The 25,382-nt window shown below is 67.8% G+C and carries 25 protein-coding genes; 1 reads left to right on the top strand and 24 read right to left on the bottom strand.

Going from position 1 to position 25,382, the window contains the following annotated elements:
• Positions 1–27: 27 nt before the first annotated feature.
• The 9 genes from B0W80_RS09785 to ltnD all read right to left on the bottom strand — a co-directional run bounded on the left by B0W80_RS09785 (position 28) and on the right by ltnD (position 10,983).
• The gene (locus tag B0W80_RS09785) at positions 28–1,914 is read right to left on the bottom strand and encodes a GspE/PulE family protein (RefSeq protein WP_076998938.1); all 1,887 of its coding nucleotides are present in this window, start codon (positions 1,912–1,914) and stop codon (positions 28–30) included.
• Positions 1,915–2,086: 172 nt separating this feature from the next.
• The gene (locus B0W80_RS09780) at positions 2,087–5,182 is read right to left on the bottom strand and encodes a PAS domain-containing protein (protein ID WP_076998937.1); all 3,096 of its coding nucleotides are present in this window, start codon (positions 5,180–5,182) and stop codon (positions 2,087–2,089) included.
• 176 nt (positions 5,183–5,358) lie between these two features.
• Positions 5,359–6,156 carry a hypothetical protein gene (locus B0W80_RS09775; RefSeq protein ID WP_076998936.1) on the bottom strand — a complete coding sequence of 266 codons (798 nt, stop codon included), beginning with the start codon at positions 6,154–6,156 and terminating at the stop codon, positions 5,359–5,361.
• A complete protein-coding gene (locus tag B0W80_RS09770) occupies positions 6,156–6,410 on the bottom strand; it encodes a hypothetical protein (protein WP_143684543.1) in 255 nt (84 codons plus the stop codon). Before B0W80_RS09770 ends, B0W80_RS09775 begins: the two co-directional genes overlap by 1 nt.
• 345 nt (positions 6,411–6,755) lie before the next feature.
• Positions 6,756–6,974 carry a hypothetical protein gene (locus tag B0W80_RS09765; RefSeq protein ID WP_076998934.1) on the bottom strand — a complete coding sequence of 73 codons (219 nt, stop codon included), beginning with the start codon at positions 6,972–6,974 and terminating at the stop codon, positions 6,756–6,758.
• Positions 6,975–7,282: 308 nt separating this feature from the next.
• The gene (gene otnI, locus B0W80_RS09760; RefSeq protein WP_076998933.1) at positions 7,283–8,098 is read right to left on the bottom strand and encodes a 2-oxo-tetronate isomerase; all 816 of its coding nucleotides are present in this window, start codon (positions 8,096–8,098) and stop codon (positions 7,283–7,285) included.
• A gap of 43 nt (positions 8,099–8,141) precedes the next feature.
• Positions 8,142–8,804: an aldolase gene (locus tag B0W80_RS09755; protein ID WP_076998932.1), complete on the bottom strand. Its 663-nt coding sequence runs from the start codon at positions 8,802–8,804 to the stop codon at positions 8,142–8,144.
• Positions 8,801–10,075 carry a 3-oxo-tetronate kinase gene (otnK, locus tag B0W80_RS09750; RefSeq protein ID WP_076998931.1) on the bottom strand — a complete coding sequence of 425 codons (1,275 nt, stop codon included), beginning with the start codon at positions 10,073–10,075 and terminating at the stop codon, positions 8,801–8,803. Before otnK ends, B0W80_RS09755 begins: the two co-directional genes overlap by 4 nt.
• Positions 10,076–10,077: 2 nt before the next feature.
• Positions 10,078–10,983, bottom strand: a complete 906-nt coding sequence (ltnD, locus tag B0W80_RS09745; protein WP_076998930.1) for an L-threonate dehydrogenase — start codon at positions 10,981–10,983, stop codon at positions 10,078–10,080.
• A gap of 153 nt (positions 10,984–11,136) precedes the next feature.
• Between ltnD and B0W80_RS09740 the strand changes: the two genes are divergently transcribed.
• Positions 11,137–11,448 (top strand): hypothetical protein, encoded by a 312-nt coding sequence (locus B0W80_RS09740; protein ID WP_076998929.1) that lies wholly within the window; start codon positions 11,137–11,139, stop codon positions 11,446–11,448.
• Positions 11,449–11,466: 18 nt separating this feature from the next.
• Here the strand turns inward: B0W80_RS09740 and B0W80_RS09735 are convergent, their stop codons facing one another.
• From B0W80_RS09735 to B0W80_RS09670, 15 genes are all read right to left on the bottom strand, one after another.
• A complete protein-coding gene (locus tag B0W80_RS09735) occupies positions 11,467–11,724 on the bottom strand; it encodes a formate dehydrogenase subunit delta (protein WP_076998928.1) in 258 nt (85 codons plus the stop codon).
• A gap of 21 nt (positions 11,725–11,745) precedes the next feature.
• On the bottom strand, positions 11,746–12,591 hold the full coding sequence (gene fdhD, locus B0W80_RS09730) for a formate dehydrogenase accessory sulfurtransferase FdhD (RefSeq protein WP_076998927.1): 846 nt from the start codon (positions 12,589–12,591) through the stop codon (positions 11,746–11,748).
• Between the two features lie 14 nt (positions 12,592–12,605).
• Entirely contained in the window at positions 12,606–15,482 is a 2,877-nt protein-coding gene (fdhF, locus tag B0W80_RS09725; RefSeq protein ID WP_076998926.1) for a formate dehydrogenase subunit alpha, read from the bottom strand.
• A 13-nt stretch (positions 15,483–15,495) separates the two neighbouring features.
• Complete coding sequence (locus tag B0W80_RS09720; RefSeq protein ID WP_256856526.1) at positions 15,496–17,052, bottom strand: NADH-quinone oxidoreductase subunit NuoF; 1,557 nt, start codon at positions 17,050–17,052, stop codon at positions 15,496–15,498.
• Positions 17,049–17,531, bottom strand: a complete 483-nt coding sequence (locus B0W80_RS09715; RefSeq protein ID WP_076998989.1) for a formate dehydrogenase subunit gamma — start codon at positions 17,529–17,531, stop codon at positions 17,049–17,051. Before B0W80_RS09715 ends, B0W80_RS09720 begins: the two co-directional genes overlap by 4 nt.
• The gene (locus tag B0W80_RS35400) at positions 17,528–17,680 is read right to left on the bottom strand and encodes a hypothetical protein (protein WP_179106868.1); all 153 of its coding nucleotides are present in this window, start codon (positions 17,678–17,680) and stop codon (positions 17,528–17,530) included. Before B0W80_RS35400 ends, B0W80_RS09715 begins: the two co-directional genes overlap by 4 nt.
• 68 nt (positions 17,681–17,748) lie before the next feature.
• Positions 17,749–18,138, bottom strand: coding sequence for a type II toxin-antitoxin system VapC family toxin (locus B0W80_RS09710; RefSeq protein ID WP_076998925.1), 390 nt, complete (start codon positions 18,136–18,138; stop codon positions 17,749–17,751).
• Positions 18,138–18,350 carry an AbrB/MazE/SpoVT family DNA-binding domain-containing protein gene (locus B0W80_RS09705; RefSeq protein WP_076998988.1) on the bottom strand — a complete coding sequence of 71 codons (213 nt, stop codon included), beginning with the start codon at positions 18,348–18,350 and terminating at the stop codon, positions 18,138–18,140. Before B0W80_RS09705 ends, B0W80_RS09710 begins: the two co-directional genes overlap by 1 nt.
• 81 nt (positions 18,351–18,431) lie before the next feature.
• Positions 18,432–19,760, bottom strand: a complete 1,329-nt coding sequence (gene oxlT / locus B0W80_RS09700) for an oxalate/formate MFS antiporter (RefSeq protein ID WP_076998924.1) — start codon at positions 19,758–19,760, stop codon at positions 18,432–18,434.
• Between the two features lie 259 nt (positions 19,761–20,019).
• On the bottom strand, positions 20,020–21,060 hold the full coding sequence (locus B0W80_RS09695; protein WP_076998923.1) for a VWA domain-containing protein: 1,041 nt from the start codon (positions 21,058–21,060) through the stop codon (positions 20,020–20,022).
• Between the two features lie 130 nt (positions 21,061–21,190).
• The gene (locus B0W80_RS09690; protein WP_076998922.1) at positions 21,191–22,120 is read right to left on the bottom strand and encodes a LysR family transcriptional regulator; all 930 of its coding nucleotides are present in this window, start codon (positions 22,118–22,120) and stop codon (positions 21,191–21,193) included.
• Positions 22,121–22,176: 56 nt separating this feature from the next.
• Positions 22,177–23,187, bottom strand: coding sequence for a 2-dehydropantoate 2-reductase (locus B0W80_RS09685; protein ID WP_076998921.1), 1,011 nt, complete (start codon positions 23,185–23,187; stop codon positions 22,177–22,179).
• 38 nt (positions 23,188–23,225) lie between these two features.
• Positions 23,226–23,999, bottom strand: a complete 774-nt coding sequence (locus B0W80_RS09680; protein WP_076998920.1) for a fumarylacetoacetate hydrolase family protein — start codon at positions 23,997–23,999, stop codon at positions 23,226–23,228.
• Between the two features lie 15 nt (positions 24,000–24,014).
• Positions 24,015–24,878, bottom strand: coding sequence for a succinate--CoA ligase subunit alpha (gene sucD / locus B0W80_RS09675; RefSeq protein WP_076998919.1), 864 nt, complete (start codon positions 24,876–24,878; stop codon positions 24,015–24,017).
• A gap of 25 nt (positions 24,879–24,903) precedes the next feature.
• Positions 24,904–25,227 carry a hypothetical protein gene (locus B0W80_RS09670; protein ID WP_076998918.1) on the bottom strand — a complete coding sequence of 108 codons (324 nt, stop codon included), beginning with the start codon at positions 25,225–25,227 and terminating at the stop codon, positions 24,904–24,906.
• Positions 25,228–25,382 lie beyond the last annotated feature (155 nt).

Here is a 25,382-nt window from a genome sequence, read left to right as displayed (position 1 = left end):
CCGGCCGGCGCCGGCGCCTGCCGCGACCTACACATTGCTGGTCGCACGCACCTCGTCGATGGTCGTCAGCCCGGCCAGCACCTTCTCGATGCCGTCCTGCCGCAAGGTGCGCATGCCTTCGCGCAGCGCCGCTTCCTGCAACTGCTCGGCGCGAGCGCCCTCCTGGATCAGCCGCCGCACGGCCTTCGACACCGTCATCAGCTCGTGGATGCCGACGCGGCCGCGGAAGCCGGTTTCGCCGCATTGCTTGCATCCCTTGGCCGAATGGATGTGCAGGGCACCGTCGCGGCCGAGCTGGCGCATCCACGACTGGCGCAAGGCGTCCCGGTTGGCCGGCGTGTCTTGCGACGCGAAGGCGTGCAGGTAGTCGGCCACCAGTTCGTCGACCTCTTCCGCCGTGGCCGGACGGCTCGTGATGCACTGGCGGCACAGGCGCCGCACCAGCCGCTGCGCGAGCACGGCCAGCAGCGAGTCGGCGAAGTTGAAGGGGTCCATGCCCATGTCGAGCAGCCGCGTCACCGTTTCGGGCGCGCTGTTGGTGTGCAGGGTCGACAGCACCAGGTGACCCGTGAGCGAGGCCTCGACGGCCATCTTGGCAGTTTCGCCGTCGCGGATTTCACCGACCATGATCACGTCGGGATCGGCCCGCACGAAGGCGCGCAAGGCCTTGGCGAATGTCCAGTCGATGCGCGGATTGACCTGCACCTGCCGCAGGCCCTGCTGCGTGATTTCGATCGGGTCTTCGGCCGTCCAGATCTTGCGCTCGGGCGTGTTGATGTGCATGAGCGCCGAATGCAGCGTGGTCGTCTTGCCCGAGCCGGTCGGCCCCACGCACAGCACCATGCCGTAGGGCCGCTCGACCGCCTCGCTCAGGCGCTCGAGGTTGTGCTTCGACAGCCCCAGCTGCGCCAGCGGCAGCGGCTTGGCCGACGCCAGGATACGCATCACCACGTCTTCCAGACCGTTGTTGGTCGGGATGGTGGCCACGCGCAGCTCGATGCGGTGCTGCGGCGAGAACTTGGCGAAGTTGATCTTGCCGTCCTGCGGCTTGCGCTTCTCGCTGATGTCGAGGTCGCACATGATCTTCACCCGCGCCACGATCGCGTTGCGGTAGTTGGGCGGCAGCTCCAGGTAGGTGTAGAGCCGGCCGTCGCGCCGAAAGCGAATGCGGGTCTTGTCGCGACCCGGGTAGCTCTCGATGTGGATGTCCGACACGTTCTCGCGGTGCGCCTCGAGGATCATGCTGTTGATCATGCGCACGAGCGAGTTATCCGACTGCTCGATCGCCGCCTCTTCGTCGTCCCCCGACCGGTCTTCCTTCTCGAGCGTCTGCAGCAGCTCGCTGGTGCCGGCCAGGTCGAACTCGATGGCCATCGGGTCGGCGGACGGCGCGCGCTTCTCGCCGGCCTGCGCGCCGATCTTCTCGTAGGCCTTGTGCAGCACGTTGTCCAGCTCGGCGGCGTGGGCCAGCACGGGGACCACCTTCATCTGTGCGATGAACTCGACCTCGTCGAGCGCCGCACGGCGCGTGGCCGGGTCATCCATGGCGACGATCAGCCGCCCTTCGTGGATCATGAGCGGCATGACCTGCAGGCGCCGCGCCACGGTGTAGCTGATCTTGCGCAGCGCCTCGGCCGCGGCCGGAAACTCCTGCACGTCGACCAGCGGATAGCCCATCTTGCGCGCCAGCGCCGTCTGCAGCTGCGCGCGGGTGACCACGCCCATGTTCACCAGCGTCTCGCCCAGCGGCACGGTCTTGTCGAGCTGCTGCCGGGCCAGGGCCGCACGCAGCTGCTCGTCGGTGATCATGTTCAGGGACATCAGCGCCTGGCCGATCCGCAGGATCGGCATGCGGCTCTGGGCGTCGATCTCCTTCAAAAGTTGCTGTGGGGTGACGACTTCGACAGATGCCATTGCATCGATCTCCTGATTTGTAATGCCTGATGATTCTGAGGCCCGGCCGTGCGCTTGTCAGCCCGACCCGCTTGTGCGGGAAAGCCCTCGCCGCATTCGCTCGATGCCTCGTTACGAAAGTACTCAGAAACCGCAAGGCTCCTTCGGTTCCCCTCGACGCCGCGGCGGATGCTCAAGGCACGAAGGCGAAGGTGTTGCGCCCTGCCGCCTTGGCACTGTAGAGGGCGACGTCGGCGCGGGCCAGCAAGTCGCCCGGCGCCATGGTGGCGTCGACGTCGCGCACATACACGACGCCGATGCTGGTCGTGATGTCGAGGTCGCGGCCGTCGGCGCGGAAGGGTGAGCCGCCGATCTTGCGGAGGATCTTGCGCGCCACGACTGCGGCCGCCTCCTGCGCGTCGATGTCTTCCAGCACGACCACGAACTCGTCGCCCGCCAGGCGCGCCACGGTGTCGGTGCTGCGCACGCTGTCGCGCAGCCGCCTGGCGTATTCGATCAGCACCGCGTCGCCGCTCGCGTGGCCCAGCGTGTCGTTGATCGACTTGAAGTGGTCGACGTCGAGGAACATGAGTGCGATGCCGCGGCCCGCATAAGCCGCGTGCGTGATGGCCGCAGGCAGTTGCTCGTTGAAGGCCAGCCGGTTCGGCAAGCCGGTGAGCGTGTCGACCCGGGCCAGCTCGATCAGCTTGCGCTCCACGGCCTTCAGCGCCGTGACGTCGAAGCTCAGCGAAAAGATGCCGTGCGTGGCGCCGTCGGCTTCGATGTGCGGCACGTAGATGACGCGCGTGACGCGGTCGAATTCGCCCTTGCGGGTCTGCGCCTCGAATTCGACGCGCTCGCCGGCGAGTGCCCTGTCGACCAGCTCCTTGCGCGCGAGGTACAGCTCTTCACCCGCCACCTCGCGGATGTGCTTGCCCAGCAGCAGGTTCGGGTCGAGCCCGAGCCATTCGCGGTAGGTGCCGTTGGCGAAGGTGATGATCTCGTCGCTGTCGATGTAGGTGATCAGCGCAGGGATGTTGTCGGTGATGGCGCGCAGCCGCATCTCGCTCTCGGCCAGCTGCAGCTCCGTTTCCTTCAAGGCCGTGACGTTGAAGGCCATCAGGTAGAAGCCGTGCACCTGCCCCTGCAGGTCGAGGTCGGGAATCATGTTCGTCTGGAAGTAGCCGGTCTTGCCGTGCAGCGGCGCCTCCACCTGGAAGCGCGCCGGCTCGCCCGCCAGCACTGCGGCGAGGTGGGGCTTCTGCTGCGCATAGACCGCTTCGCCCATCGCCGCGCGCAGCGTCACGCCCTCGAGCGGCTCGTCGCCCAGGCCAGCCATGCGTCGGCCGCGGCTGTTGGCGAAGTGGCACCGCTCCTCGCGATCGAAATAGCCCACCACCGCCGGGATGTTGTCGGTGACGTCGCGCAGCCGCTTTTCCTGCTCGGCCAGCGCATTGCGCACCTGCACCTCGTCGGTGATGTCGAAGGTCATCGCGAACACGCCCTGCACCATGCCCACGTCGTCGGGGTCGGGAATGTAGTGGGCCTTGTAGGTGCGGTCGCCGACGCCCAGCGCCGGGTCGCCGCGCTGCTCGACGATCACCGTCTCGCCGGCCATGGCGCGGCGGTAGAAGGGCTCGACCTCGGCGAAATCGGAGGTGCCGGCGATCTCGGACATTGCCTTGCCCAGGAGCACGTCGCCGTTGTGCAGCGCCCGCACCTTCGCATTGACGAAGGTGTAGCGCAGCGACGAATCCACGTGCGACACCAGCGCCGGGATGTTGTCGGCAATGACCCGGATCTGCGCCTCGCTGTGCGCCAGGCTGAGCTCGATGCGCTTGCGCTCCGTCACATCGGACGTCATGGCGTAGTAGCCGCGCACGGCACCCGTGCCGTCCCGGTCGGGGATCAGGTCGGTCTGGAAGAAACGCGCCTGCTCGCCCTGGCGCACCGCATCGCGCCGCTCGAAGGTCACGTGTTCGCCGGCGGCCACGCGCTGCAGGTAGCGCTCGGGGATGAAGTAGTTGCCGCTGCCCGGCTGCCCCTGCGCGGGCTCGCCGATCAGCGTCGCCGCGCTGCGCCCCAGCCGCTCGGCCAGCCGCGCATTGACGAAGGTGTAGCGGCCCTGCGCGTCGGCGTGCGACACCATGACGGGAATGTTGTCGGTGATGTCGCGCAGGAACTTCTCGTCGATCTGCTGCTGCCGCATGAGCTGATCGAAGGTGCGTCCCAGGTCGCCGATCTCGTCGGCCGGGTAGCTCGCCGGCACGGCCATGGGCGTCGATGCGGACGCGGCCTGCGCGTCGAGCATGCGCCGGTGCAGCGCCGTCAGCGGCTTGAGCTGGCGCCGCACCACCACCGATGCGACCGCGCCCGCCGCCAGCGCCAGCGCCAAGGCGCCGAACCAGGCCGTGCGCTCGATCGATTCGAGCCGGGCGAAGGCCTCCTGGCGCGGGTACACCGACCCCAGCACCCACGAGGTCTGGCGAAGCTGCCTGAACGCATAGAGGCCTGGCACGCCGGCGGCGTCGCTGCCCTCGGCCGCACCCTCGAAACCGGCGATGGCCCGCGCGATCTCGGCGTCGCCCGAGCCGTTGGTGCTCATGCGCTGCAGGATGCGCGCCTCGTCGGGATGATCGACCACCACGCCATCGCGGCTGACGATGAAGACGTAGCCGGTCACGCCGAAACGCACCTGGGCCAGCTCGCCCAGGAAGCTGCGCTCCTTCAGGTTGATCAGGCCCGACAGCACGTAGCGCACCTGGCCGGTGCGGTCCTTCACCGGCTGGGTGATGGCGACCTGCGCCAGTCCGTTGAGCCGGTTGCGGTAGGGCGCCGAGATCGTGCCGGCACCGGAGGCCACGGTGTCGCTGAAGTACGGACGGTCTTTCACGTTGAGGCGGCCGATCTGCTGCGCGCCATTGAGATTGGCGACCAGCTCCCCCTGCAGGTCGATGAACGACACGTTGTCGAAGGCCTCGTGCAGCGACGGGTGCCGCTCCAGAAAGGACTGCAGCGAGGCCTCGTCGTCGAGGTCGCGTGCTTCCGCGCTGGCGGCGAAGGTCGCCAGCAGGGTCCGTCGGCTGGCGAGCTTCTGGTCGATCGCGTCCGCGATGAAGGCGACGTTGGCGAGCTGCTCGCTCTCGATGGAAGACCGCATGCTAGCCTTGACCAGATGCAGCGCGACCGTCGCGATGGCGAAGGTCGCCGCGAGCACCACGGCGGCGACGCCGAGGCCCAGGCGGGTATTCAGGCCGATCCGTCTCCTGCTCAGACCTGGTGAATTCATCGACAGAGATGCAAGCCGTTGCGGCGCTGTGCGCAAGAAGGATGGTTCGGGTCGCGACCCCGCCCTCGCTCCTCACGCGGGTCCGCGCCCGCATCGTAGCGCAGCCCCGCAGCGCCACCGTCGGCAGTTCCCCTGGGTCGCCGCGCACCGACGCCGGTGCTGCGCGGCGCGATGCCTCAGCCGGCCAGCTTCGGGTTCCGGCGCGCCTCGCCCAGCCGGCTCTGGCGCACCGTCTCGGCGCACTGGGCGCTGCGCCGCATGTCGGGCCGCGCGCACTGGGTGTTCATGCAGACCGCGCGGGCGAAGAAATTGCGGCCCTCGCAGCGAGCCACCGAACCGGTCGGCCCGCTATTGCGCGCCTGGCGCGTGAAGGGCTGGGAGGCTTGCGACGGCGGCGGTGTTGGCGAACCTGCCCTGCGCAGCGGCCTGTCGACATCGGCGTCGGCGCTGGAGGTGGGAGTGGGGGTCAGGGCGACCAGCGCGCGCGCCTCGCGGGGCGCTTCGATGACGGACACCGCTTGAAGCGGCTCCATGCGCACCGGCGCGGCACGCTCGGCGAAGGCAGCAGCCGGGACGATGGGCGACACGCGCTCCACCACCGCATTCGGCGCCGCCTGCGCCGACATCGGCTCCGGCTCGGCACGCGGGCCCTGGGCCTGCAGCAGCGCAACCGCCGTCACGACGCCCCACAACACCACCAGCGCGCCGATCACCAGGCCGCTGCGGCGCCGCTCCGTTTCCGCGGCCACCGCAGGCGGCGGAATCTCGACGCCGGCATCGGCCGCGGCGAAATAGGCCGGCAGCTTGCCGTCGCAACCCTTGCAGTGATAGGCGTGGCCGGCGTTGAGCGTCTGGCAGACCTCGCAGACCTCACCGGGTTCGCGGCGCAGGCGCGCCAAGTCGAGCAGGCTGCCGAAAGCAACGGCGGAACCCAGCCTTTGACGGTCGGGCAACACGATGGCGGCGGCGCCCATCACAGCCGCTCCGATGCATGGCCCTCGTCGCACAGCTCGGTCGCGACGGCCGTTGCCGCCAGTCGCCGGCGCAAGCGCTGCTCGGACACTGCCAGCCGTGCGAACAATGCAACCGCGTCGTCTTCAGGTTCCGGCCCTCCCGCCAGATGGGCGCGGAACGCCAGGAGAATCTGGGCCTGTGCGGCCTCACGCAGCCGCGTGGCAGTCATGGCGGCGCAAGCGGCCGTCGCATGGACGGGTGACGGGAATTGCATGGCGGACTCCTGGGGGAGGCTCGGCTGAAAGACAAAAGCCATGCCGCGAGCCTGGCAAGCTTGAAGGGACGGCGGAAAGTAGTACTTGTTGCCCGTGTCCGACCTACGCCGTGTAAGACGATGACTGATGCACCCGTCGTGATCAGTTCATCAACCTGAAACCTGTCTCACCTTCGCTACACGACCCCATCGCCACAGTGGAGTCGGCTTGACAAGCGGAAGCCGCCCATCAGCGCGATGCTTTCCGCCGTCGTGGCGTCCTTGCCCTTGTTCGCCAGGGCGCTTCACCAGACCGTCGAATCACGCCAGCGGGTTGACGATTTCGTCAGCCCGGTGCCGCGACTGTCAGTACGGTTCGCGCGGCTGAACGAAGGGAACGGCGTACTCGCGGCCGATCATCCCGCGGGCGAAGAGGTAATTGGTTCGGGCCTTTTCGCTCATCGCGTCCAAGTTGACCACTCCCGTGCTGTCGCAGGGGAAGGCCAGGGCGCGGCCCTGGTTGAACAAGGACTGGAAGCGGATCTCGAAAGCCTCCGCGTTCTGCATCGTGGAACTGTGCGACATGGTCGTCTCCTGCAAAAAGTAGCAAGGGATGGATGCCTTGATCAAGCGAGCCTGCACGTGACCCCAGCTTGACGGTTGCCTTGCATCAACCGTGCCGAGTTCATCTGGATAACGATCCACATGGCCCGGCGATGCAGGGGATTACGCGCAGCACCTTTCCACGCCCGTGCGAAATGCCACGATTCGCGAGATTCGGATGAGACTTTTTCACGAAGCGGACGCGGCCTGCCAACCGACCGGTCCGATTCGTCATGCGCGGCGCGTCGATGCGCTGCTGGATGACCGCGGCGTACCCGCGGTGGCTGCCGTCAGAACCGCGGCAACTTGCGGTACCAGGTCAGGCCCATGGAGGTGCCGCCCGGCTCCTTGCTTTCGTAGGGACGGTACTCGCAACCGACCCAGCCCTTCCAACCGCAATCGTTCGACACATCGTCGATCACGCGGAAGATGTAGGTGTAGTCGAGCTCGCCGATGTGGGGTTCGTTCCGGGTCGGCACGCCCGCGATCTGGATATGCCCGACCCGGCCCGTCGGCAGGTATTTGTAAAGCTTCGTCGTCACGTCGCCCTCGACGATCTGGCAGTGGTACAGGTCCATCTGCACCTTGAGGTTGGGCGAGCCCACGGCCTCGACGATTTCGTGCGCATGGTCCTGCCGGTTGAGAAAGAAGCGCGGGATATCGCGGGTGTTGATGGGCTCGATCAACACGTCGCGGCCGACCTTCTCGGCCTCCGCCGCGGCCCAGCGCAGGTTCTCGATGTAGGTGGGCTGCAGCGTCTCGCGCTCGACGCCCTCCGGAACCAGCCCCGCCATCACATGCACGCGGGGGCAGTCCAACGCCTCGGCATATGCCAGCGCCTTCGACACGCCTTCGCGAAATTCGGCCTCGCGGCCCGGCAGGCAGGCCAGGCCGCGTTCGCCGCCTTCCCAATCGCCAGGCGGCGCATTGAACAGCACTTGTTGCAGGCCGTTGGCCTGCAGGCGCGCCTTCAATTCGCTCGGCTCGTAGGCATAAGGAAACAGAAATTCGACGGCGTCGAATCCGTCCATGGAGGCAGCTTCGAAGCGGTCGAGAAAATCGAGCTCCGGGTAGAGCATCGAGAGATTGGCAGCGAATCGGGGCATGACGAACTCCTTGATTTGGTTTTTGCGATCGTTGCGGCGGCGCCTACCAGCGCGCGCCGAAGCTGCGGCGCAGCTCGTCGATGCTAACTTCGCCAAGGGGCTCGAAACCCCGGTCGGCCAGCAGGCGCAGCTTGGCCGTTTCCTCCAATTCCTCCAGCACGGCCATGGCCGCCGCCGGCGTGTCGTGCCACACGTTCGGGCCCAAGCGCTCCAGCATCACCGCACGGATCGGCGTGCCTGCGGCGCCGTAACGGCCGATCGCCCGCGCCACGGCCTCGGCCGCTTCGAGCGCCCCGGGCCGGTGGTAGGGGATCACCGGCACGCGGCCCACCTTCATCACGAAGTAGGGCGTCAGCGCCGGCAGCAGTTCGTCGCCCGGCGCGGCCAACGTGAGCGCCACGCAGTGCGTGCTGTGGGTGTGGATGACGCAGCGGGTGTCGGCATCGAAGGCCGTGGCCGCGGCGTAGATGCGGGTATGCAGGGCGATGGTCTTGCTGCCGCGGTCGCCGCCGGTCTGCTTCAGGTCGGCGTCGAGCCGCGCCAGCCGCGCGGGGTCGAGAAAGCCCAGGCAGGCATCGGTCGGCGTGATGAGGAAGCCGTCGTCCAGCCGCACGCTGATGTTCCCCGCCGTGGCATGCACGTAGCCGCGTTCGAACAGGCTGCGGCCGACGCGGCAGATCTCTTCGCGCGCTTCGTTCTCGGTCATGCCAACACCCCGAATGCCTTGGTGAAGAAGTCGTCCGTGCCGAAGTTGCCGGACTTCAGGGCGATGTGCAGCCCCTGCCCGCTCGCCGCCTCGGCGAATGCATGGCACCAAGGCACCCCCGGATCGATCTGCATGCCGATCTGCATTTGCGCGATGCCCAAGGCTTGCACGCAGGCGCCCGAGGTCTCGCCGCCGGCCACCACCAGGCGGCGCACACCGCGCTCGACCAGCCCCCGCGCGACCGCGGCGATCGTGCGCTCGACCATCGCACCCGCCTCGTCCACGCCGAGCCGCCCCTGCACCGACTGCACGGCGCCGGACTCGGCCGTCGAATAGACCAGCACCGGCCCCGCACCGTCCCGCAACAGCGGCTCGGCCCAAGCCAGCGCCTCGGCCGCCACGTCCGCGCCCGAGGCGATGCGCAGCGGATCGATCGCCATCGCCGGGCGGCCCGTGGCGATGAAATCGCGCACCTGCCGGTTGGTGGCCAGCGAGCAACTGCCCGACACCACCGCAGCGAGCCCGCCCGCGGCCGGCAGCGCGCTCGCACCCGCCGACGGCGCGATGCCAAAATTGCCCGCCAGGCCGATCGCCACGCCCGACCCCGCGGTGACCAGCGGAAAGTCGGCCAGCGCCGGGCCGAGGCGCAGCAGGTCTTCATTGGAAACCGCGTCGACGATCGCGATGCCCACGCCTTCGGCTCGCAGCGCGGCGATGCGCTCGCCGATCGCCGCCGCGCCGCGCGCCACGACCGCATGGTCGATCAACCCGACCTTGCGCCGGGTCTGCGCCTGCAGCACGCGCACCAGGTTCGGGTCGGTCATCGGGGTGAGCGGATGCTTTTCCATGCCGCTTTCGTCGAGCAGCACGTCGCCCGCGAACAGGTAGCCCTTGAACACCGTGCGCTTGTTGTCGGGAAAGGCCGGCGTGGCGATGGTGAAGTCGCAGCCCAGTGCGTCCATCAGCGCCTCGGTGACCGGCCCGATATTGCCCCGCGGCGTGCTGTCGAAGGTGGAGCAGTACTTGAAGTAGATCTGCCGCGCGCCCTGTGCCTGCAGCCAGGTCAGCGCCTCGAGCGATTGCGCCACGGCCTCGGCCGGCGCGATGGTGCGCGATTTCAGCGCGACCACCACCGCATCCACTTCGGCCGCGAGCGGCCCGTCCGGCACGCCGATGGTCTGCACGACGCGCATGCCGGCGCGCACGAGGTTGTTGGCAAGGTCGGTCGCGCCGGTGAAGTCGTCGGCGATGCAGCCCAGCAGAAGGGTCATGTCTAGGTCTTGTCGGAAGAGAGAGGCGTCGGCAGGTCGATGCCCGGGAAGATCTTGATCACGGCGCTGTCGTCCTCGCGCGCGAAGCCTGCGCTCGAAGCCTGCATGAACATCTGGTGCGCCGTGGAAGCCAGCGGCAGCGGAAACTTCGTCGCGCGGGCCGTGTCGAGCACCAGCCCGAGATCCTTCACGAAGATGTCGACCGCCGACAACGGCGTGTAGTCGCCCGCCAGCACGTGGGCCATGCGGTTCTCGAACATCCAGCTGTTGCCGGCGCTGTGGGTGATGACTTCGTACAGCGCATCGGCCGCCACGCCTTCGCGCAGGCCCAGCGCCATCGCCTCGGCCGCCGCGGCGATGTGCACGCCGGCCAGCAGCTGGTTGATGATCTTGACCTTGCTGCCCGCGCCGGCCCGGTCGCCCAGGCGGTAGACCTTGCCGGCCATCGCGTCGAGCACCGCGCCGGCCTTGGCATAGGCCTCGGGCCGGGCGGCGGTCATCATCGTCATCTGCCCGCTCGCGGCCTTGGCGGCACCGCCGGAGATCGGCGCGTCGACGTAGAGGATGCCGAGCGCGGCCAGCCTGCCCTCGAGCGCGACCGACCAGTTCGGATCGACGGTGGAGCACATCACGAACACACTGCCGGGCTTCATCGCGGCGGCCGCGCCCTGCGCGCCGAAGAGCACGTCCTCGGTCTGCTGCGCGTTGACGACCACCGAGACGAACACTTCGCAGGCCGCCGCGACCTGCGCGGGGCTGTCGCAGGCGATGCCGCCCTGTTCGGCGAAGCCGGCCGCGGCGCCGGGCCGGGCGTCGCACACATGAAGTTCGTGGCCGCGTTGCCGCAAGGTGGCCGCGATGCCGGCGCCCATGGCGCCGAGGCCGATCAGGCCGACGGGTGATGTCATCGGAGAGGTCTCGTTCACGTTGACGAAGTGCCCGATTGTGGCCTGCACCGCGCGGCACCGAAGCGAAGTCTTTCAGCTACCGGGCGCGCACGAATTGACCCTGCCTCCCGCCGCGTGCTAAATCTCGTTCTGCGCGTCAACCAAGGAACGACCATGGACGACAAGAGCGACGACGGAGACAAGTTCGAAGACAGCCGGCAGGATTGCCTGCGTTACGACCCGCGCGGCTACCAGCAGACGACCTGGATGCGCCACGCGCTGACGGCCGTCATCGCGCTCATCGCGCTCGGTGCGGCGGCCGCTTCGGTCGCGCACTGGGACGGCGCGGGCTTCCCGGTGACCAGCCTGGTCATCTACGTCGCAGGCATGGTGTTCGTCGCGATGCCGCTGTGCCTGCTGTACGAGGCCTTGCTGAAATCGCACCACGCGCACGTGGCGCACGCCAAGCTGCAACCCGGCGGCTAGCCCGCGAGCGCCCCGGCCCTACGAATGGGCCTGCGCCGCAGCCACCAGCTTGTCGCGATGGCTGCGCACGGCCAAGGCGACGATCGGCATCAGGTCGCCGGCGCCGCCCGCATCGAGCTCCCCCATCAGCTGGCGCCGCATGCTCGGCGCCCAGAAGGACTTGAGGTGCCCGACGATCGCCAGGCGTGCGGTCGCCGGATCGTTCGGCGTCTGCGCCTCGAAGAAGCTGCCGATCTGGTTGGCCATCTTGACCAGTTGGGCGGTCGGGTCGTGCATGTCGGATTCGTCCGGAGCTTGTCAGTCTTGAAGCCGCTCGGGCTGGCAGTACACCACCAGGTCGTCCTTGCGCGCGAAGCCCACCAGCGTGAGCTGCGCGCGCTGCGCGGTCGCGACGGCGAAAGAGGTCGGTGCCGACACGGCCGCCAGCAGCGGCACGCCCGCCATCGCGGTCTTTTGCACCATCTCGAAACTCGCCCGGCTCGTGACCGCGATGAAGCCGGCAGCGGCGTCGATCGATTCGGAGGCCAATGCGCCCACGAGCTTGTCGAGCGCGTTGTGGCGGCCCACGTCCTCGCGCAGCAGCACCACCTCGCCCTGCGCCGTGCACCAGGCCGCCGCATGCACGGCGCCGGTGGCCTGCTGCAAGGTCTGCTGTGCTTGCAGCCGCGCCATGGCCTGCGCGATGGCGCGGCGGGCGATCGGCACGCCGTCGTCGAGCACGGGCAGCGCACGCGACACCTGGGCCAGGTTCTCGGTGCCGCACAGGCCGCAGCCGGTGCGCCCTGCCATCGAGCGGCGCTTGTGCTTGAGCCGCGCGAAGGCGGCGCTCGACACGTCCAGGTGCACGGTGATGCCGTGCTCGGATGGCTCGGCCTCCGCGCCGTAGAGCTCGCTCGCGCTGTCGAGAATGCCTTCGGTGAGCGAAAAGCCGAGCGCGAAGTCTTCCAGGTCCAGCGGCGTCGCCAGCATCACCGCATGCGAGATGCCGTTGTATTCGAGCGCCACGGGCACCTCCTGCGCCACCCAGTCCTGCACCGCAAAGGCCAGGCCGCCGCGCACGCCGCGCACGGGCAGGAGCAGGGCTCCGTCGCGCGCCGGCGAGTCGGCGAAGTGGGCGTTGCGGGGCAAGGTGGCGGCGGTCATCGGATGGCTCCCGTCTACTTGGCAGGCACCGTTTCGGCGCTCGCCGCATCCTGCGCCGCCTGCGCGAGCAGCGCCTGCTGCTGGCGGTTGAAGCGGCTGTATTCCTGTTGCCAGGCCGACGGCTGCATCACCGGCATCACCTGCACCGCCGTCACCTTGTATTCCGGGCAGTTGGTGGCCCAGTCGGAGTTGTCGGTGGTGATGACGTTGGCGCCCGACTCAGGAAAGTGGAAGGTGGTGTAGACCACGCCCGGCTGCATGCGCTCCGACACGGTGGCGCGCAGCACCGTCTCGCCGGCCCGGCTCTGGATGCCGACCCAGTCGTCGTCCTTGATGCCGCGCTCTTCCGCGTCGTGCGGATGGATCTCGAGCCGGTCTTCGCTGTGCCACTGGTTGTTGTCGGTGCGCCGGGTCTGCGCGCCCACGTTGTACTGCGACAGGATGCGGCCGGTGGTCAGCAGCAGCGGGAACTTGCGCGTGACCTTCTCGTCCGTCGCCACGTACTGCGTGACGATGAAGCGCCCCTTGCCGCGCACGAAGCTGTCGATGTGCATGGTCGGCGTGCCCTCGGGCGCGTCGTCGTTGCAGGGCCACTGGATGCTGCCGAGCTGATCGAGCCGCTGGTAGCTCACGCCGTGGAAGGTCGGCGTCAGCGCGGCGATCTCGTCCATGATCTCTTCGGGGTTCGCGTAGTCCATCGGGTAGCCGAGGGCCTGCGCGAGCTTCACGGTCACTTCCCAGTCGGCATAGCCGGCCTTCGGCGGCATCAGCTTGCGCACGCGCGAGATGCGGCGCTCGGCGTTGGTGAAGGTGCCGTCCTTTTCCATGAACGACGAACCCGGCAGGAACACGTGCGCGTACTTGGCCGTCTCGTTGAGGAACAGGTCCTGCACCACCACGCATTCCATCGCCATCATGGCCGCGGCCACGTGCTGCGTGTTCGGGTCCGACTGCACGATGTCCTCGCCCTCGCAGTACAGGCCCTTGAAGCTGCCGCCGATGGCGGCGTCGAACATGTTGGGAATGCGCAGGCCCGGCTCGGGGTCGATGCGCACGTTCCACGCCGACTCGAAGGACGCGCGCGAGATGCTGTCGGACACGTGCCGGTAGCCCGGCAGCTCGTGCGGGAACGAGCCCATGTCGCAGGAGCCCTGCACGTTGTTCTGGCCGCGCAACGGGTTGACGCCCACGCCCTCGCGGCCGACGTTGCCGGTGGCCATGGCGAGGTTGGCGATGCCCATCACCATGGTCGATCCCTGGCTGTGCTCGGTGACGCCCAGGCCGTAGTAGATGGCGCCGTTGCCGGCCGTGGCATACAGCCGCGCGGCGGCGCGCAGTTCGGCGGCCGGCACGCCGGTGGCCGGCTCGGTGGCCTCGGGCGAGTTCTCGGGCTTCGAGACGAAGGCGCGCCATTCGGCGAAGGACGCGGTGTCGCAGCGCTCGGCCACGTAGTCCTCGGCGATCAGGCCCTCGGTGGCGATCACGTGCGCCAAAGCCGTGATCACCGCCACGTTGGTGCCGGGGCGCAGCTGCAGATGGTGCGCGGCCTGGATGTGCGGCGACTTCACCATGTCGATGCGGCGCGGGTCGACCACGATGAGCTTCGCTCCCTCGCGCAGCCGCTTCTTCATGCGCGAGGCGAACACGGGGTGCCCGTCGGTCGGGTTGGCGCCGATCACCACGATGACGTCGGCCTTCTCCACCGAGCGAAAGGTCTGCGTTCCGGCCGATTCGCCCAGCGTCTGCTTGAGGCCGTAGCCCGTCGGCGAGTGGCACACGCGGGCGCAGGTGTCGACGTTGTTGTTGCCGAAGGCGGCGCGCACCAGCTTCTGCACGAGGTAGGTTTCCTCGTTGGTGCAGCGCGACGAGGTGATGCCCCCGATCGATTCGCGGCCGTACTTGGCCTGCAGGCGCTTGAACTCGCTCGCGGCGTAATTGATCGCTTCGTCCCAGCTCACTTCCTGCCAGGGGTCGCTGATCTTCTTGCGGATCATCGGCTTGAGCATGCGGTCCTGGTGCGTCGCATAGCCCCAGGCGAAGCGGCCTTTGACGCAGGAATGCCCGTCGTTGGCCTTGCCGTCCTTCCACGGCACCATGCGCACGACCTCGTTGCCCTTCATCTCGGCCTTGAAGGCGCAGCCCACGCCGCAGTAGGCGCAGGTGGTGATCACGCTGTGCTCGGGCTGGCCGAGCCAGATCACCGACTTCTCCTGCAGCGTGGCGGTGGGGCAGGCCTCGACGCAGGCGCCGCAGCTCACGCATTCCGATTCCATGAAGGCCTGGTCCTGGCCCGGCGACACACGCGACTCGAAGCCGCGGCCGCTGATGGTCAGCGCGAAGGTGCCTTGCGTTTCCTCGCAGGCGCGCACGCAGCGGTTGCAGACGATGCACTTCGACGGGTCGTAGCTGAAGTACGGGTTCGACTCGTCCTTCTGGCTCTTCAGGTGGTTGGCGCCGTCGAAGCCGTAGCGCACGTTGCGCAGGCCGGTCACGCCCGCCATGTCCTGCAACTCGCAGTTGCCGTTGGCCGAGCAGGTGAGGCAGTCCAGCGGATGGTCGGAGATGTAGAGCTCCATCACGCCCTTGCGCAGGTCCTGCAGCTTGGGTGTCTGCGTGCGCACCTTCATGCCGGCCTCGGCCGGCGTCGTGCACGAGGCCGGGTAGCCGCGGCGGCCTTCGATCTCGACCAGGCACAGGCGGCAGGAGCCGAAGGGCTCCAGGCTGTCGGTGGCGCAGAGCTTGGGTACGCGGATGCCGGCGTCGACCGCCGCGCGCATCAGCGAGGTGCCGGCCGGCACGGTGACCTCTTGGCCATCGATCTCCAGCGTCACTTCGCGTTCGGATTCGCGCTTGGGCGTGCCCCAGTCGGTTTCTTTGAGGTGGTCGAGCATCTTGTTCTCTCCTTCAGGCCGCTTCGCGGTCGGGCACGACCAGGCCGAAGTCTTCGGGGAAATGATCGAGCGCTGACAGCACCGGGAACGGCGTCATGCCGCCCATCGCGCACAGCGAGCCGTGAACCATCGTGTCGCACAGGTCGCGCAGCAGCATCACCTGCTGCGGCCGGTTCTGGTTGCTGCGGATCTTGTCGATCACCTCCACGCCGCGCGTGGAGCCGATGCGGCAGGGCGTGCACTTGCCGCAGGACTCGATGGCGCAGAACTCCATCGCGTAGCGGGCCAGCTTCGACAGGTCGGCCGTGTCGTCGTGCACCACGATGCCGCCGTGGCCGACGGTGCCGCCGGCCGCGGCATAGGCCTCGTAGTCCAGCGGCAGGTCCCACTTCGATTCGGGCAGGTAGGCGCCCAGCGGCCCGCCCACCTGCACCGCCTTGATCGGCCGGCCCGATGCCGAACCGCCGCCGTAGTCGTAGAGCAGCTCGCGCAGCGTCACGCCGAAGGCCTTCTCGACCAACCCGCCGTGCTTGATGTTGCCGGCCAGCTGCATCGGCAGCGTGCCGCGCGAACGGCCCACGCCGTAGTCGCGGTAGAACGCGGCGCCGCGCGCCAGGATCAGCGGCACGCTGGCCAGCGTGATCACGTTGTTGATCAGCGTGGGCTGGCCGAACAGGCCGGCCAGCGCCGGCAGCGGCGGCTTGGCGCGCACCACGCCGCGCTTGCCTTCCAGGCTTTCGAGCAGCGCGGTTTCTTCGCCGCACACGTACGAGCCGGCGCCCTTGCGCACTTCGAGGCGGAAGGCGCGGCCCGAGCCCAGCACGTCGTCGCCCAGGAAGCCAGCGGCCTCGGCGCGCGCGATCGCCTCATTCAGCACCGCGATCGCATGCGGGTATTCCGAACGCACGTAGACGTAGCCCCGCGTGGCACCCGTGGCGATGCCGGCGATGGTCATGCCCTCGATCAGCATGAACGGGTCACCTTCCATCGTCATGCGGTCGGAGAAGGTGCCCGAATCGCCCTCGTCGGCGTTGCAGACAACGTACTTCTGCGGCGCCTGCGCGCCCAGCACGGTCTTCCATTTGATGCCCGCGGGGAACGCTGCCCCGCCGCGGCCGCGCAGGCCGGAGTCGAGCACTTCCTGCACCACCTCGGCCGGCGCCAATGCGAGCGCGCGGCGCAGGCCGGCGTAGCCTTCGTGCGCCTCGTAGTCGGCGATCGACACCGGGTCGGTGATGCCCATGCGCGCGAAAGTCAGGCGCTCCTGATTCTTCAGGTACGGAATCTCTTCCGTCGGCCCCAGGTGCAGCGCATGCGCCGCGCCTTCGAGGAAGCCAGCGTCGAAGAGCGCCGCGACATCGCCCGGCGTGACCGGCCCGTAGGCGATGCGCCCGGCCGGCGTGGCCACCTCGACCAGCGGCTCCAGCCAGAACATCCCGCGAGACCCGTTGCGTACGATCGACAGGTCGAGCCCGCGCGCCGAGGCTTCGTGCGCGATGCGGCGCGCGACGCGGTCCGCACCGGCAGCGAGCGCAGCCGAGTCGCGCGGCACGTACACGGTGATGCTCATGATTGCGCCTCCTTTTCCTGCGCGATCAGCGCGTCGAAGGCCTTCGGCGTCACGCGTGCGTGCAGCTCGTCGCCGATCACCATGGCAGGCGAGGAGGCGCACAGCCCCAGGCAGAACACCGGCTCCAGCGTGAAGGCGCCATCGGCCGTCGTGCCGTGCACGCCGCATCCGAGCCGCAGCTCCGCATGCGCCAGCAGCGCATCGGCGCCCATCGACTGGCAGGCCTCGGCCCGGCAGATCTGGATCACGCGGCGCCCGGCGGGCTCGGCACGGAAGTGGTGGTAGTAGGTGACGACGCCATGCACCTCCGCCCGCGAGAGGTTCAGCGCACCGGCAATCTCCGGCACGGCATCGGCCGGAATGTGGCCCAGCGCGTCCTGCAGTTCGTGCAGGATCGGCAGCAAGGCACCGGGCTCGTCCATGCGACGGGCCAGCACGGCGCGCACCGTGGCGGTAGAGGAGGGTTCCATGTCGTTCATCGTGGTTGCGCCGTGTCGCGCGCGGTCAGTGTCGGCAATGCCGCGAGCCCGGTCCAATTTATTCGGGGAATCGGGCGATTCATTTCGGCAATGGGCAAGGCCCGCGCCGCATCGAGCACCTTCGGTTCCAGGTTGGATTCAAGATTCATGACAAGGAACTGTCGATGAATCAGGCCGGCGCGCTCTTGACGCCGGTCAATTTCGCCAAGCGGCGACGCTACGCAGTCTTGGAAAAGAAGGCCACACCCGGCAGCCCATTGAAATGAGCATCGCAGGTCAGCAATTCGGCCCGTTGGTGCTGGGCCGTGGCGTAGACGATGGCGTCTGCCGTGGCGAGTTTGTGATGGCGGTGCAGGTCTGCGGCAAGGAGGGCGATGGCGGTGTCAAGCGGAACGACAGTGCACTTCTGCGTGTACGCGATGACCTGATCCGCCTGCTCCTCGCCAACTTCGCGCACGAGCCATTTCGAAAGCTCGAGCTGCACGATGGTCGGCACGATGCATTGCTCTTTGCCGGGAAACTGCCTGGCCAGCTTCGTCCCGACTGCACTACCAATGAACCATTCGATCCAAGCCGAGGTATCGACCACGCGCAGCGTGGCCGCCATCAGAAGCGATCCTTTCGATCACGGTAGCCGTCCCTGCGCGCCCCCTTGGCGATGCCCTTCAATTGATCGAATTCCGGAACGGGCATGACGAGAACACCCCTGCCCTTGGGAATGAACACGAACTCCTGCCCTGCGTGCCAATGCTGCTCGTCGCGAACGACCTTGGGGATGGATATCTGGAACTTGCTCGACAGAGTGGCGGTGGCAGCCATGTTCGTACTTGATGCGCTATCGAAGGAGAATTGGTAAGAGTACACCATCGCCCTACGGGAAGCCACCTCGCGATTCGGTGCCTACAAGATCTGCCGGCTCTGCTCGATATGCCGCCGCCGCATCGGCCGCAACACGAACCAGGCCATCAGCGCCGCCACCGCGTTGACCACGCTGGCCGCGATGAACACGGCCTGCCAGCTGCCGGTGGCTGCGGCGAGCACGCTGGACAACGGCACCAGCAGCGAGGCCGTGCCCTTGGCGGTGTAGAGCATGCCGGCGTTGGATGCGGCGTACTTGCCGCCGAAGGTGTCGGCGCAGGTCGAGGGGAAGAGGCTGTATATCTCGCCCCAGGCGAAGAACACCAGGCCGGTCAGCAGCACGAAGAGGATCGGGTTGTGGCCCCAGTGGTAGAGCGCGAGGATGCCGACCGACTCCAGCGCGAAGGCGATGAACATGGTCTGCTCGCGGCCGATCTTGTCGGACACCCAGCCGAAGAAGGGCCGCGTCAACCCGTTGAGCACGCGGTCGATGGCCAGCGCGAAGGTCAGCGCGGGCAGCACCAGGCCCATGATGTTGACCGGCACGTCGATGATCTTGAAGTCCTTGGCTATAGGCGCGAGCTGGGCCGTGGCCATCAGGCCGCCGGCCGCCACCATCACGAACATCGCGTACATCACCCAGAAGACCGGCGAGCGCAGCACCTCGGAAGGCTTGTAGTCGCGGCGCGTCTGCTGCACGTTGCGGCTGTCGGTGGCCTTGACGTGCTCGGGCGGACGGGTTAGCACCCAGCCAAGCAGGAAGACGATGAGGCCCTGGCCGAGGCCGAAGTACAGAAAGGCCGCCTCGTAGCCGTGCGACTGGATCATGGCCGAGATCGGAATGATCGTGATCGCCGACCCGGCACCGAAACCGGCCGCGGTCATGCCGGCCGCCAGGCCGCGCCGGTCGGGAAACCACTTGAGCGCATTGCCCACGCAGGTGCCGTAGACCGCACCGGCGCCGATGCCGCCGATGGCCGCCGCGACGTAGAGCAGCGGCAGCGACGATGCCACCGAGTTGAGCGCCCAGCCGAGGCCGCACAGCACGCCGCCGACCAGCACCACGGGACGCGGGCCGAAGCGATCGACCAGGTAGCCCTCGATGGGCACGAGCCAGGTCTCGGTGAGCACGAAGATGGTGAAGGCGACCTGGATCGCCGCACGGCTCCAGCCGTGCTTGTCGGCGATCGGGTTGACGAACAGGGTCCAGCCGTACTGCAGGTTGGCGATCATCGCCATGCAGACGATGCCGACCACGAGCTGGCCCCATCGATAACGCTGCGACCGGGCACCGGTGACGGCGCCATGAAAATCCGTGGAGGTGGGAATCGCGGCGTGTGGAGCGGCGATCGTGATCGTTGGCCGGGTCATGTTGTCTCCTGGTGTTGTGTTGACGGCCAGGCGACGAATGGACGCCGGGCCGATCTGTGGGAGCGATCGACGCAGGAGGCGGAAACGAGATCAGCGCATGGGTTCGAACTTCATGGCGCCGAGGGACTGCCGCTTCCCGCGTGAGAAGCACTGTCGGACGCAACGGCGCAATCGCTCTTGATCGCAGTCAAGTTCCGGCGATGCCGCGGGTATCTGCGGAGGGGGAGTGAAGCTCGCTGTGGATCTGAGTGCAGCGCGCTCAGCCGACGCGCCCGAACCACAGCAGCGACAGCAGGGCCGCGCCCATCGCCACCATCGCGGAGACGAGCGCCAGGAGGCCGGTGAATTCGGTTTCGCGCGTGAGCACCTGCACGTGCGACCCCAGGTTGCGGTAGACGCTGCGCAGCGCCTCGGCACTGCCGGCGTGGTGGTACTCGCCACCCGTCATGCGCGCCACTTCGCGCAGCGTCGGCTCGTCGAGCCGCATGTAGATGGCGGTGCCGTCGGGCGTCGACGCATCGCCCTCCACGGTGCCGAGGCCGATCACGTAGATGCGCACACCGCGGTCGGCGGCCATCTTCGCGGCCACGAGCGTGTCGATGCCGGTGGTGCGGCGGCCGTCGCTCAACAGCACGATCGCGGCGGAGTCGTAGGAACCCGGTGCCACCGGCGTGAAGGGCTTGGGCGGCGGCTTCGCCTTGTCGTCGAGGCTGCGGCCTTGCATCTTGCTGCTGCCGAAAGTCATTTCGCCGAGTTCGATGCCTTGGTCCGGAAAGATCTCCGCCAGGCTCAGCACGATGGCGTCGCCGACCGCCGTGCCCAGCTGCATCTGAAAGCCGTCGATGGCGGTGACCACGGGTGCGCGCTCGAGCGTGGTTCGCTGCGTGACCTGGCTGCTGCCCGCGAAGGTCACGAGCGCCACCTCGATGTTCTTCGGCAGCTCCTGCAGGAACACCTTGGCCGCTTCCTGCGCGGCTGCGAGTCGTGTCGGCTTGATGTCGGACACCCGCATGCTGAGCGACACGTCGATGGCCAGGACGACCGACGAGCGCGCCCAGGGCAGCGGAATGCGCGCCACCGGCCGCGCCGCGGCGATGAGCAGCCCGCAGCAGGCCAGCAGCAGCAGCGCAGGGGGCAGATGGCGCCGCCATTGCCGGCCGGCGGCCGCCTCGCGCGCGATGCCGATGCTGCTGTAGCGCAGGCTGGTCTTGACCCGGCGCTTCAGCAGCCAGACGTACACCGCCGGCAGCATCGCCAGCGCCGGCAGGAACCACAGGTACTCGGGCCAAAGAAAGAACATCGCGGGTGCGGCTTCCGTGCGACACCGCATGCACAGGCCGATACCGGCATGCGGCGCACCTGTTCCGCCGAGGCATGAATCGTGCCCGGGATGAGGTCGTTCCGCAACTCGGCTTCTTGGCCGGTGGCCGTCAGGCTGCCCCGTCCACCGGCGCAATCCGGGCGATCAGCCCTGCGCCCTCGCTCTGCAGGAATTCCTTGAAGGCCTGCGCCACGGGCGGCAGCCGCTTGGTGCGCAAGTGCACCACGTACCAGTTGAGCATCAGCGGAAAGCCCACCACGTCGAGCACGCACAGGCTGCCGGCCTTCAGCTCCTGGCTGATGGTGTAGGCCGACAAGAAGCTCACGCCCATGCCGGCGATCACCGCCTGCTTGATGGTTTCGGTGCTGCGGATCTCCATCGCGACGTGCAGGCCGCGCAGGTCGCCACCGAAGCCGTCTTCCATCGAATGCCAGGTGTCGGAGCCCTTCTCGCGTACCACGAAGGGCTCGCGCATCAGCCTCGCTCGCGGGATCTTCGCCTGCCCGGCCAGCGGATGGCCGGGCGCCGCGACGATGACGTAGGGATGCGGCGCGAAGGCCTGGTGCACGGTGTCCAGGCCCACCGGTGGCCGCACCATGATCGCCAGGTCGGTCAGGTTCTCGGCGATGTGGGTCAGCAGGCCTTCGCGGTTGTGCACCGTGAAGTTGAGCGTCACGCCCTTGTGGCGGCCGGCGAACTCGACCAGCAGGCGCGGAAAGAAGTAGTCGCCGGCGCTGATCACGCCCACGTTGAGCCGCCCGCCCGAGACGCCACGGAACTGCGTCATCGCATGCTCGGCCGCTTCGAACTGCTGGATGATCGCGCGGCTGATCGCGAGCAGTTCGGTGCCGGCCGGCGTCAGGTAGATCTTCTTGCCGAACTGCTCGAAGAGCACGTTGCCGGCGTGTTCCTCCAGCTTGCGGATCTGCGTCGACACGGCCGGCTGCGTCAGGTGCAGCTCTTCGGCCGCGCGCGAAAAGCTCAGCAGCCGCGCCACGGCCTCGAAGACCTTGAGTTGGCGCAGCGTCGCGTGCTTCATCCGGCCAATTTAAGCGCACCTGGGCGCGTCGGCGCCACCGCGCGCCTGCGGCGCGCTCACGCCATCTCGTGCAGCCTGACGCGGCCGCGCTGGTCTTCCATGGTGCGGGCCAGCAGCTTGACCAGCGAATACACCGTGTCGATGTGCGGCGTCGGCGTGTCGGTGAGCCGGGCCAGTTCGACCACGGCGCCGACCAGCGCATCGATCTCGGGGGCGCGGCCGGCCTCCACGTCCTGAAGCATGGAAGTCTTGTGCTTGCCCACCTTCTCGGCCCCGGCGATGCGCTTGTCCAGCGACACGCGGAACTCGATGCCCAGCTTGTGCGCCACGGCCTGGGCCTCGCGCATCATGGCCGCGGCCAGCTCGCGCGAGGGCGGGTACTGGCAGATGTCGACCAGCGTCGAATGCGACAGGCTGCTGATCGGGTTGAAGGTCAGGTTGCCCCAGAGCTTGAGCCAGATCTCGGAACGGATGTTGTCGAGCACCGGCGCCTTGAAGCCCGCGTTGACGAAGCAGCCCGCCACCCGGTTCACGCGCTCGCTCGACGAACCGTCGAGTTCGCCGACGGGGAAACGGTCGCCCTCGATGTGCTTGACCACGCCCGGCGCGAGCAGCTCGGAGGCCGGGTACACCACGCAGCCGATGACGCGCTCCGCCGGGATCTTCGCCGCGACCAGGCCGTGCGGATCGACGCTCTTCACCGTGCTGCCTTCCAGCGGCCCGCCGTGCTTGTGGAAGTACCAGTACGGGATGCCGTTCTGCATGGTGACGACCACCGTCTTCGGGCCGAAGAGCTTGGGCACCTCGTTCGCCACGGCCTCGACCTGGTGCGCCTTCATCGCCAGGATGACCATGTCTTGGGGGCCGGCCTGGTCGTAGCGGTCGGTGGCCTTCACGTTGCGCGCGACCTGTTCGCCGCCTTCGTCCGAGACGAGCCGGATGCCGTTCGTCGCGATGGCATCGAGGTTCGCTCCCCGCACGATGAACGTGACGTCCTCGCCGGCCAGCGCGAGCTTCGCTCCGACCAGGCCGCCGATGGCGCCTGCGCCGATGATGGCTATCTTCATGTCGATCCTTAAAAGTGTTGAATCTGGTTCGAAGCGCTTCAGCCGTACCGGTTGGCGAGCCGGCCGATGCCGTCGATCTCGACCTCGACCAGGCTGCCCGGCTTCATCGAGCCGACGCCGACGGAGGTGCCGCACAAGATGACGTCGCCGGGATGCAGCGTCATGTCGGCGGAGATCAGGCTGATCAGCTGCTGCACCGAGAAGCGCATGTCGCTGATGGGGTAGTTCTGCCGCACCGCGCCTTCGAGCAGCGTGGTCACGGTGAGCGACGCAGGGTCGAGGCCGGTGGCCACCACCGGGCCCATGGGACAGAAGGTGTCGAAGCCCTTGGCGCGCGCCCATTGGGCGAAAGAGGCATCGCGGTTCAGGATGTCCGCCACCGTCACGTCGTTGGCGCAGGTGTAGCCGAACACGTGTTCCATGGCCTGCGCCTCGGCGACCGCCGTGCAGGTCTTGCCGATGACGATGCCGAGTTCGCCTTCGTACACCACCTTGCCCTCGCACAGCGGCGCACGGATCGGCTCGCCCGGGGCGTGGAAGGAGTTCGGCGCCTTCAGCAGGTAAAGCGGCTCCGACGGCACCGGCAACTTGAGCTTCTCGCCCAGCGCGCGGAAGTTGTTCCACAGCGCGATGACCTTGGTCGGCTGGGTCGGCGTGAGCAGCCGCAGTTCGTCGAGCGCGAACACGTGGCCGGTGGGTTCGGGGTGCGCGAACATGTCGCCGCGGTGCTCGCGCACGCGCTGGCCGTCCAGCGTGCCGAAACCGGTCTTGCCATGGCGCTCGAAGCGCATCCAACGTTGTGTGTGCTGCATGTCTGTCTCGGTCGATCAATCGAATGGGAGGTAGTCGGGGACCACCAGCGAGGCGAGCAGCGTGCCGATGTCGGCCGGGTCGCGCGTGACGTGGATGCCGCAGCTCTCCATCGCGGCGAGCTTGCGTTCGGCCACGCCATGCGCGACGGGGTTTGTCGTGCCTTCCGCGATGAAGCCCACCACCGGCTTGCGCATGTGTTCGCGTATCCAGGCGGCGGCGCGTTCTTCCGCGTCGCCGGCGACCTCGCCCACCATGATCACGGCATCGGTATGCGCGTCTTCGTTGAAGAGCTTCAGCACGTCGACGTGCGTAAGCCCGCCGGCCGGATCGCTGCCCACGCCGACGACGGTCGACTGCCCGATGCCGAAGGTGCCGAGCTGCCGCGCCGTCTCGCTGGCCAGCGTGGGAGAGCGCGACACGACGCCGATGCGCCCGCGCTGATGCAGGTGCCCGGGCAGGATGCCGATCTTGATTTCTTCCGGCGTGATCAGGCCGGGGCAGTTCGGGCCGACCAACAGCGTCCGGCTGCTTTCGATGCGCCGGCGGATGCGGTCCACGTCGGCCGCGGAAATGCCGGCCGTGATGCAGACGACCAGCTCGATGCCGGCCGCCACCGCTTCGTCGATCGCACCGGCCACCGTGGCCGCAGGCACGTAGACCACGGACACGGTCGCGCCGGTCTTCGCCCTGGCCTCCGCGACGCTGCCAAAGACCGGCAGCCCGTCGCAGGTGGTGCCGCCCTTGTTCGGGTTGACGCCACCGACGAAGCACTTGCGGCCGCTGCCGTAGTCGCGGCACAGCGCGGTATGGAAGCGCCCCATCTTCCCGGTCATTCCCTGGGTGATGACGCGCGAGTGCTTGTCGATCAGGATGGACATGGCGAGTGGCCCGGTTTTGAATTGCTCAAGTGCCGAGTTCGGCACCGCGCGCCTGTGCCCAATCGAAGTAATTCGAATTGGCGCAGGCGGCGGAACGTTGAATGTGCTGGCCTTTTTTCACTTCGATCAAATCGGCGAGAAAGGCCACGTCGTAGGCCGTCAGCAGGTGCGGTTGCCATGTGCGCACGTAATGGCAGATGCGCTCGGCGGCGTCCTGGCTCAAGCCCAGCAGCTCGTCGTACAAGCGACGATCCCAATGCCAGCGCAGGCCCAGTTCGTAGAACGCGGCGTTGTAGGCATTGCGTTCGATTTCATCGTCGCGGTATTGAATCGGCAAATCATTGATCATGCTTTTCTCCTTCGAATTGAATGCCGCCGGTGGTTGGATCGAATTCGCTCGGCATGATCGAAATGTAGAAAAGCTGACCGATAAATAACAATGAAACTATCTTATTGACTGCATTCGTGATGAGTTATGCATGGGGCGCGAGGAAGGGCATCGGT

Origin of the sequence: Variovorax sp. KK3, from assembly GCF_001984055.1 — a bacterium.
Lineage (GTDB): Bacteria > Pseudomonadota > Gammaproteobacteria > Burkholderiales > Burkholderiaceae_C > Variovorax.
The sequence above is the reverse complement of the archived record's forward strand: the minus strand, read 5'-3'. Positions and strand labels throughout refer to the sequence as shown.

Excerpts from the sequence above, each read along its gene's own strand:
- B0W80_RS09755 (WP_076998932.1), bottom strand. The coding sequence starts at position 8,804 with ATGACCGAGAACGAAGCGCGCGAAGAGATCTGCCGCGTCGGCCGCAGC.
- B0W80_RS09705 (WP_076998988.1), bottom strand. The coding sequence starts at position 18,350 with ATGGCTGCCACCGCCACTCTGTCGAGCAAGTTCCAGATATCCATCCCC.
- B0W80_RS09765 (WP_076998934.1), bottom strand. The coding sequence starts at position 6,974 with ATGTCGCACAGTTCCACGATGCAGAACGCGGAGGCTTTCGAGATCCGC.
- B0W80_RS09720 (WP_256856526.1), bottom strand. The coding sequence starts at position 17,052 with ATGAGCATCACCGTGTACGTGCCGCGCGACTCGGCTGCGCTCGCTGCC.
- B0W80_RS09735 (WP_076998928.1), bottom strand. The coding sequence starts at position 11,724 with ATGCACGACCCGACCGCCCAACTGGTCAAGATGGCCAACCAGATCGGC.
- B0W80_RS09670 (WP_076998918.1), bottom strand. The coding sequence starts at position 25,227 with ATGATCAATGATTTGCCGATTCAATACCGCGACGATGAAATCGAACGC.
- fdhD (WP_076998927.1), bottom strand. The coding sequence starts at position 12,591 with ATGACCGCCGCCACCTTGCCCCGCAACGCCCACTTCGCCGACTCGCCG.
- B0W80_RS09710 (WP_076998925.1), bottom strand. The coding sequence starts at position 18,138 with ATGGCGGCCACGCTGCGCGTGGTCGATACCTCGGCTTGGATCGAATGG.
- B0W80_RS09785 (WP_076998938.1), bottom strand. The coding sequence starts at position 1,914 with ATGGCATCTGTCGAAGTCGTCACCCCACAGCAACTTTTGAAGGAGATC.
- B0W80_RS09680 (WP_076998920.1), bottom strand. The coding sequence starts at position 23,999 with ATGCAGCACACACAACGTTGGATGCGCTTCGAGCGCCATGGCAAGACC.
- otnK (WP_076998931.1), bottom strand. The coding sequence starts at position 10,075 with ATGACCCTTCTGCTGGGCTGCATCGCCGACGACTTCACCGGCGCGACC.
- B0W80_RS09685 (WP_076998921.1), bottom strand. The coding sequence starts at position 23,187 with ATGAAGATAGCCATCATCGGCGCAGGCGCCATCGGCGGCCTGGTCGGA.
- ltnD (WP_076998930.1), bottom strand. The coding sequence starts at position 10,983 with ATGACATCACCCGTCGGCCTGATCGGCCTCGGCGCCATGGGCGCCGGC.
- B0W80_RS09690 (WP_076998922.1), bottom strand. The coding sequence starts at position 22,120 with ATGAAGCACGCGACGCTGCGCCAACTCAAGGTCTTCGAGGCCGTGGCG.
- sucD (WP_076998919.1), bottom strand. The coding sequence starts at position 24,878 with ATGTCCATCCTGATCGACAAGCACTCGCGCGTCATCACCCAGGGAATG.
- B0W80_RS35400 (WP_179106868.1), bottom strand. The coding sequence starts at position 17,680 with ATGAATCTTGAATCCAACCTGGAACCGAAGGTGCTCGATGCGGCGCGG.
- B0W80_RS09775 (WP_076998936.1), bottom strand. The coding sequence starts at position 6,156 with ATGGGCGCCGCCGCCATCGTGTTGCCCGACCGTCAAAGGCTGGGTTCC.
- B0W80_RS09740 (WP_076998929.1), top strand. The coding sequence starts at position 11,137 with ATGGACGACAAGAGCGACGACGGAGACAAGTTCGAAGACAGCCGGCAG.
- B0W80_RS09715 (WP_076998989.1), bottom strand. The coding sequence starts at position 17,531 with ATGAACGACATGGAACCCTCCTCTACCGCCACGGTGCGCGCCGTGCTG.
- fdhF (WP_076998926.1), bottom strand. The coding sequence starts at position 15,482 with ATGCTCGACCACCTCAAAGAAACCGACTGGGGCACGCCCAAGCGCGAA.
- oxlT (WP_076998924.1), bottom strand. The coding sequence starts at position 19,760 with ATGACCCGGCCAACGATCACGATCGCCGCTCCACACGCCGCGATTCCC.
- B0W80_RS09695 (WP_076998923.1), bottom strand. The coding sequence starts at position 21,060 with ATGTTCTTTCTTTGGCCCGAGTACCTGTGGTTCCTGCCGGCGCTGGCG.
- B0W80_RS09780 (WP_076998937.1), bottom strand. The coding sequence starts at position 5,182 with ATGAATTCACCAGGTCTGAGCAGGAGACGGATCGGCCTGAATACCCGC.
- B0W80_RS09770 (WP_143684543.1), bottom strand. The coding sequence starts at position 6,410 with ATGCAATTCCCGTCACCCGTCCATGCGACGGCCGCTTGCGCCGCCATG.
- otnI (WP_076998933.1), bottom strand. The coding sequence starts at position 8,098 with ATGCCCCGATTCGCTGCCAATCTCTCGATGCTCTACCCGGAGCTCGAT.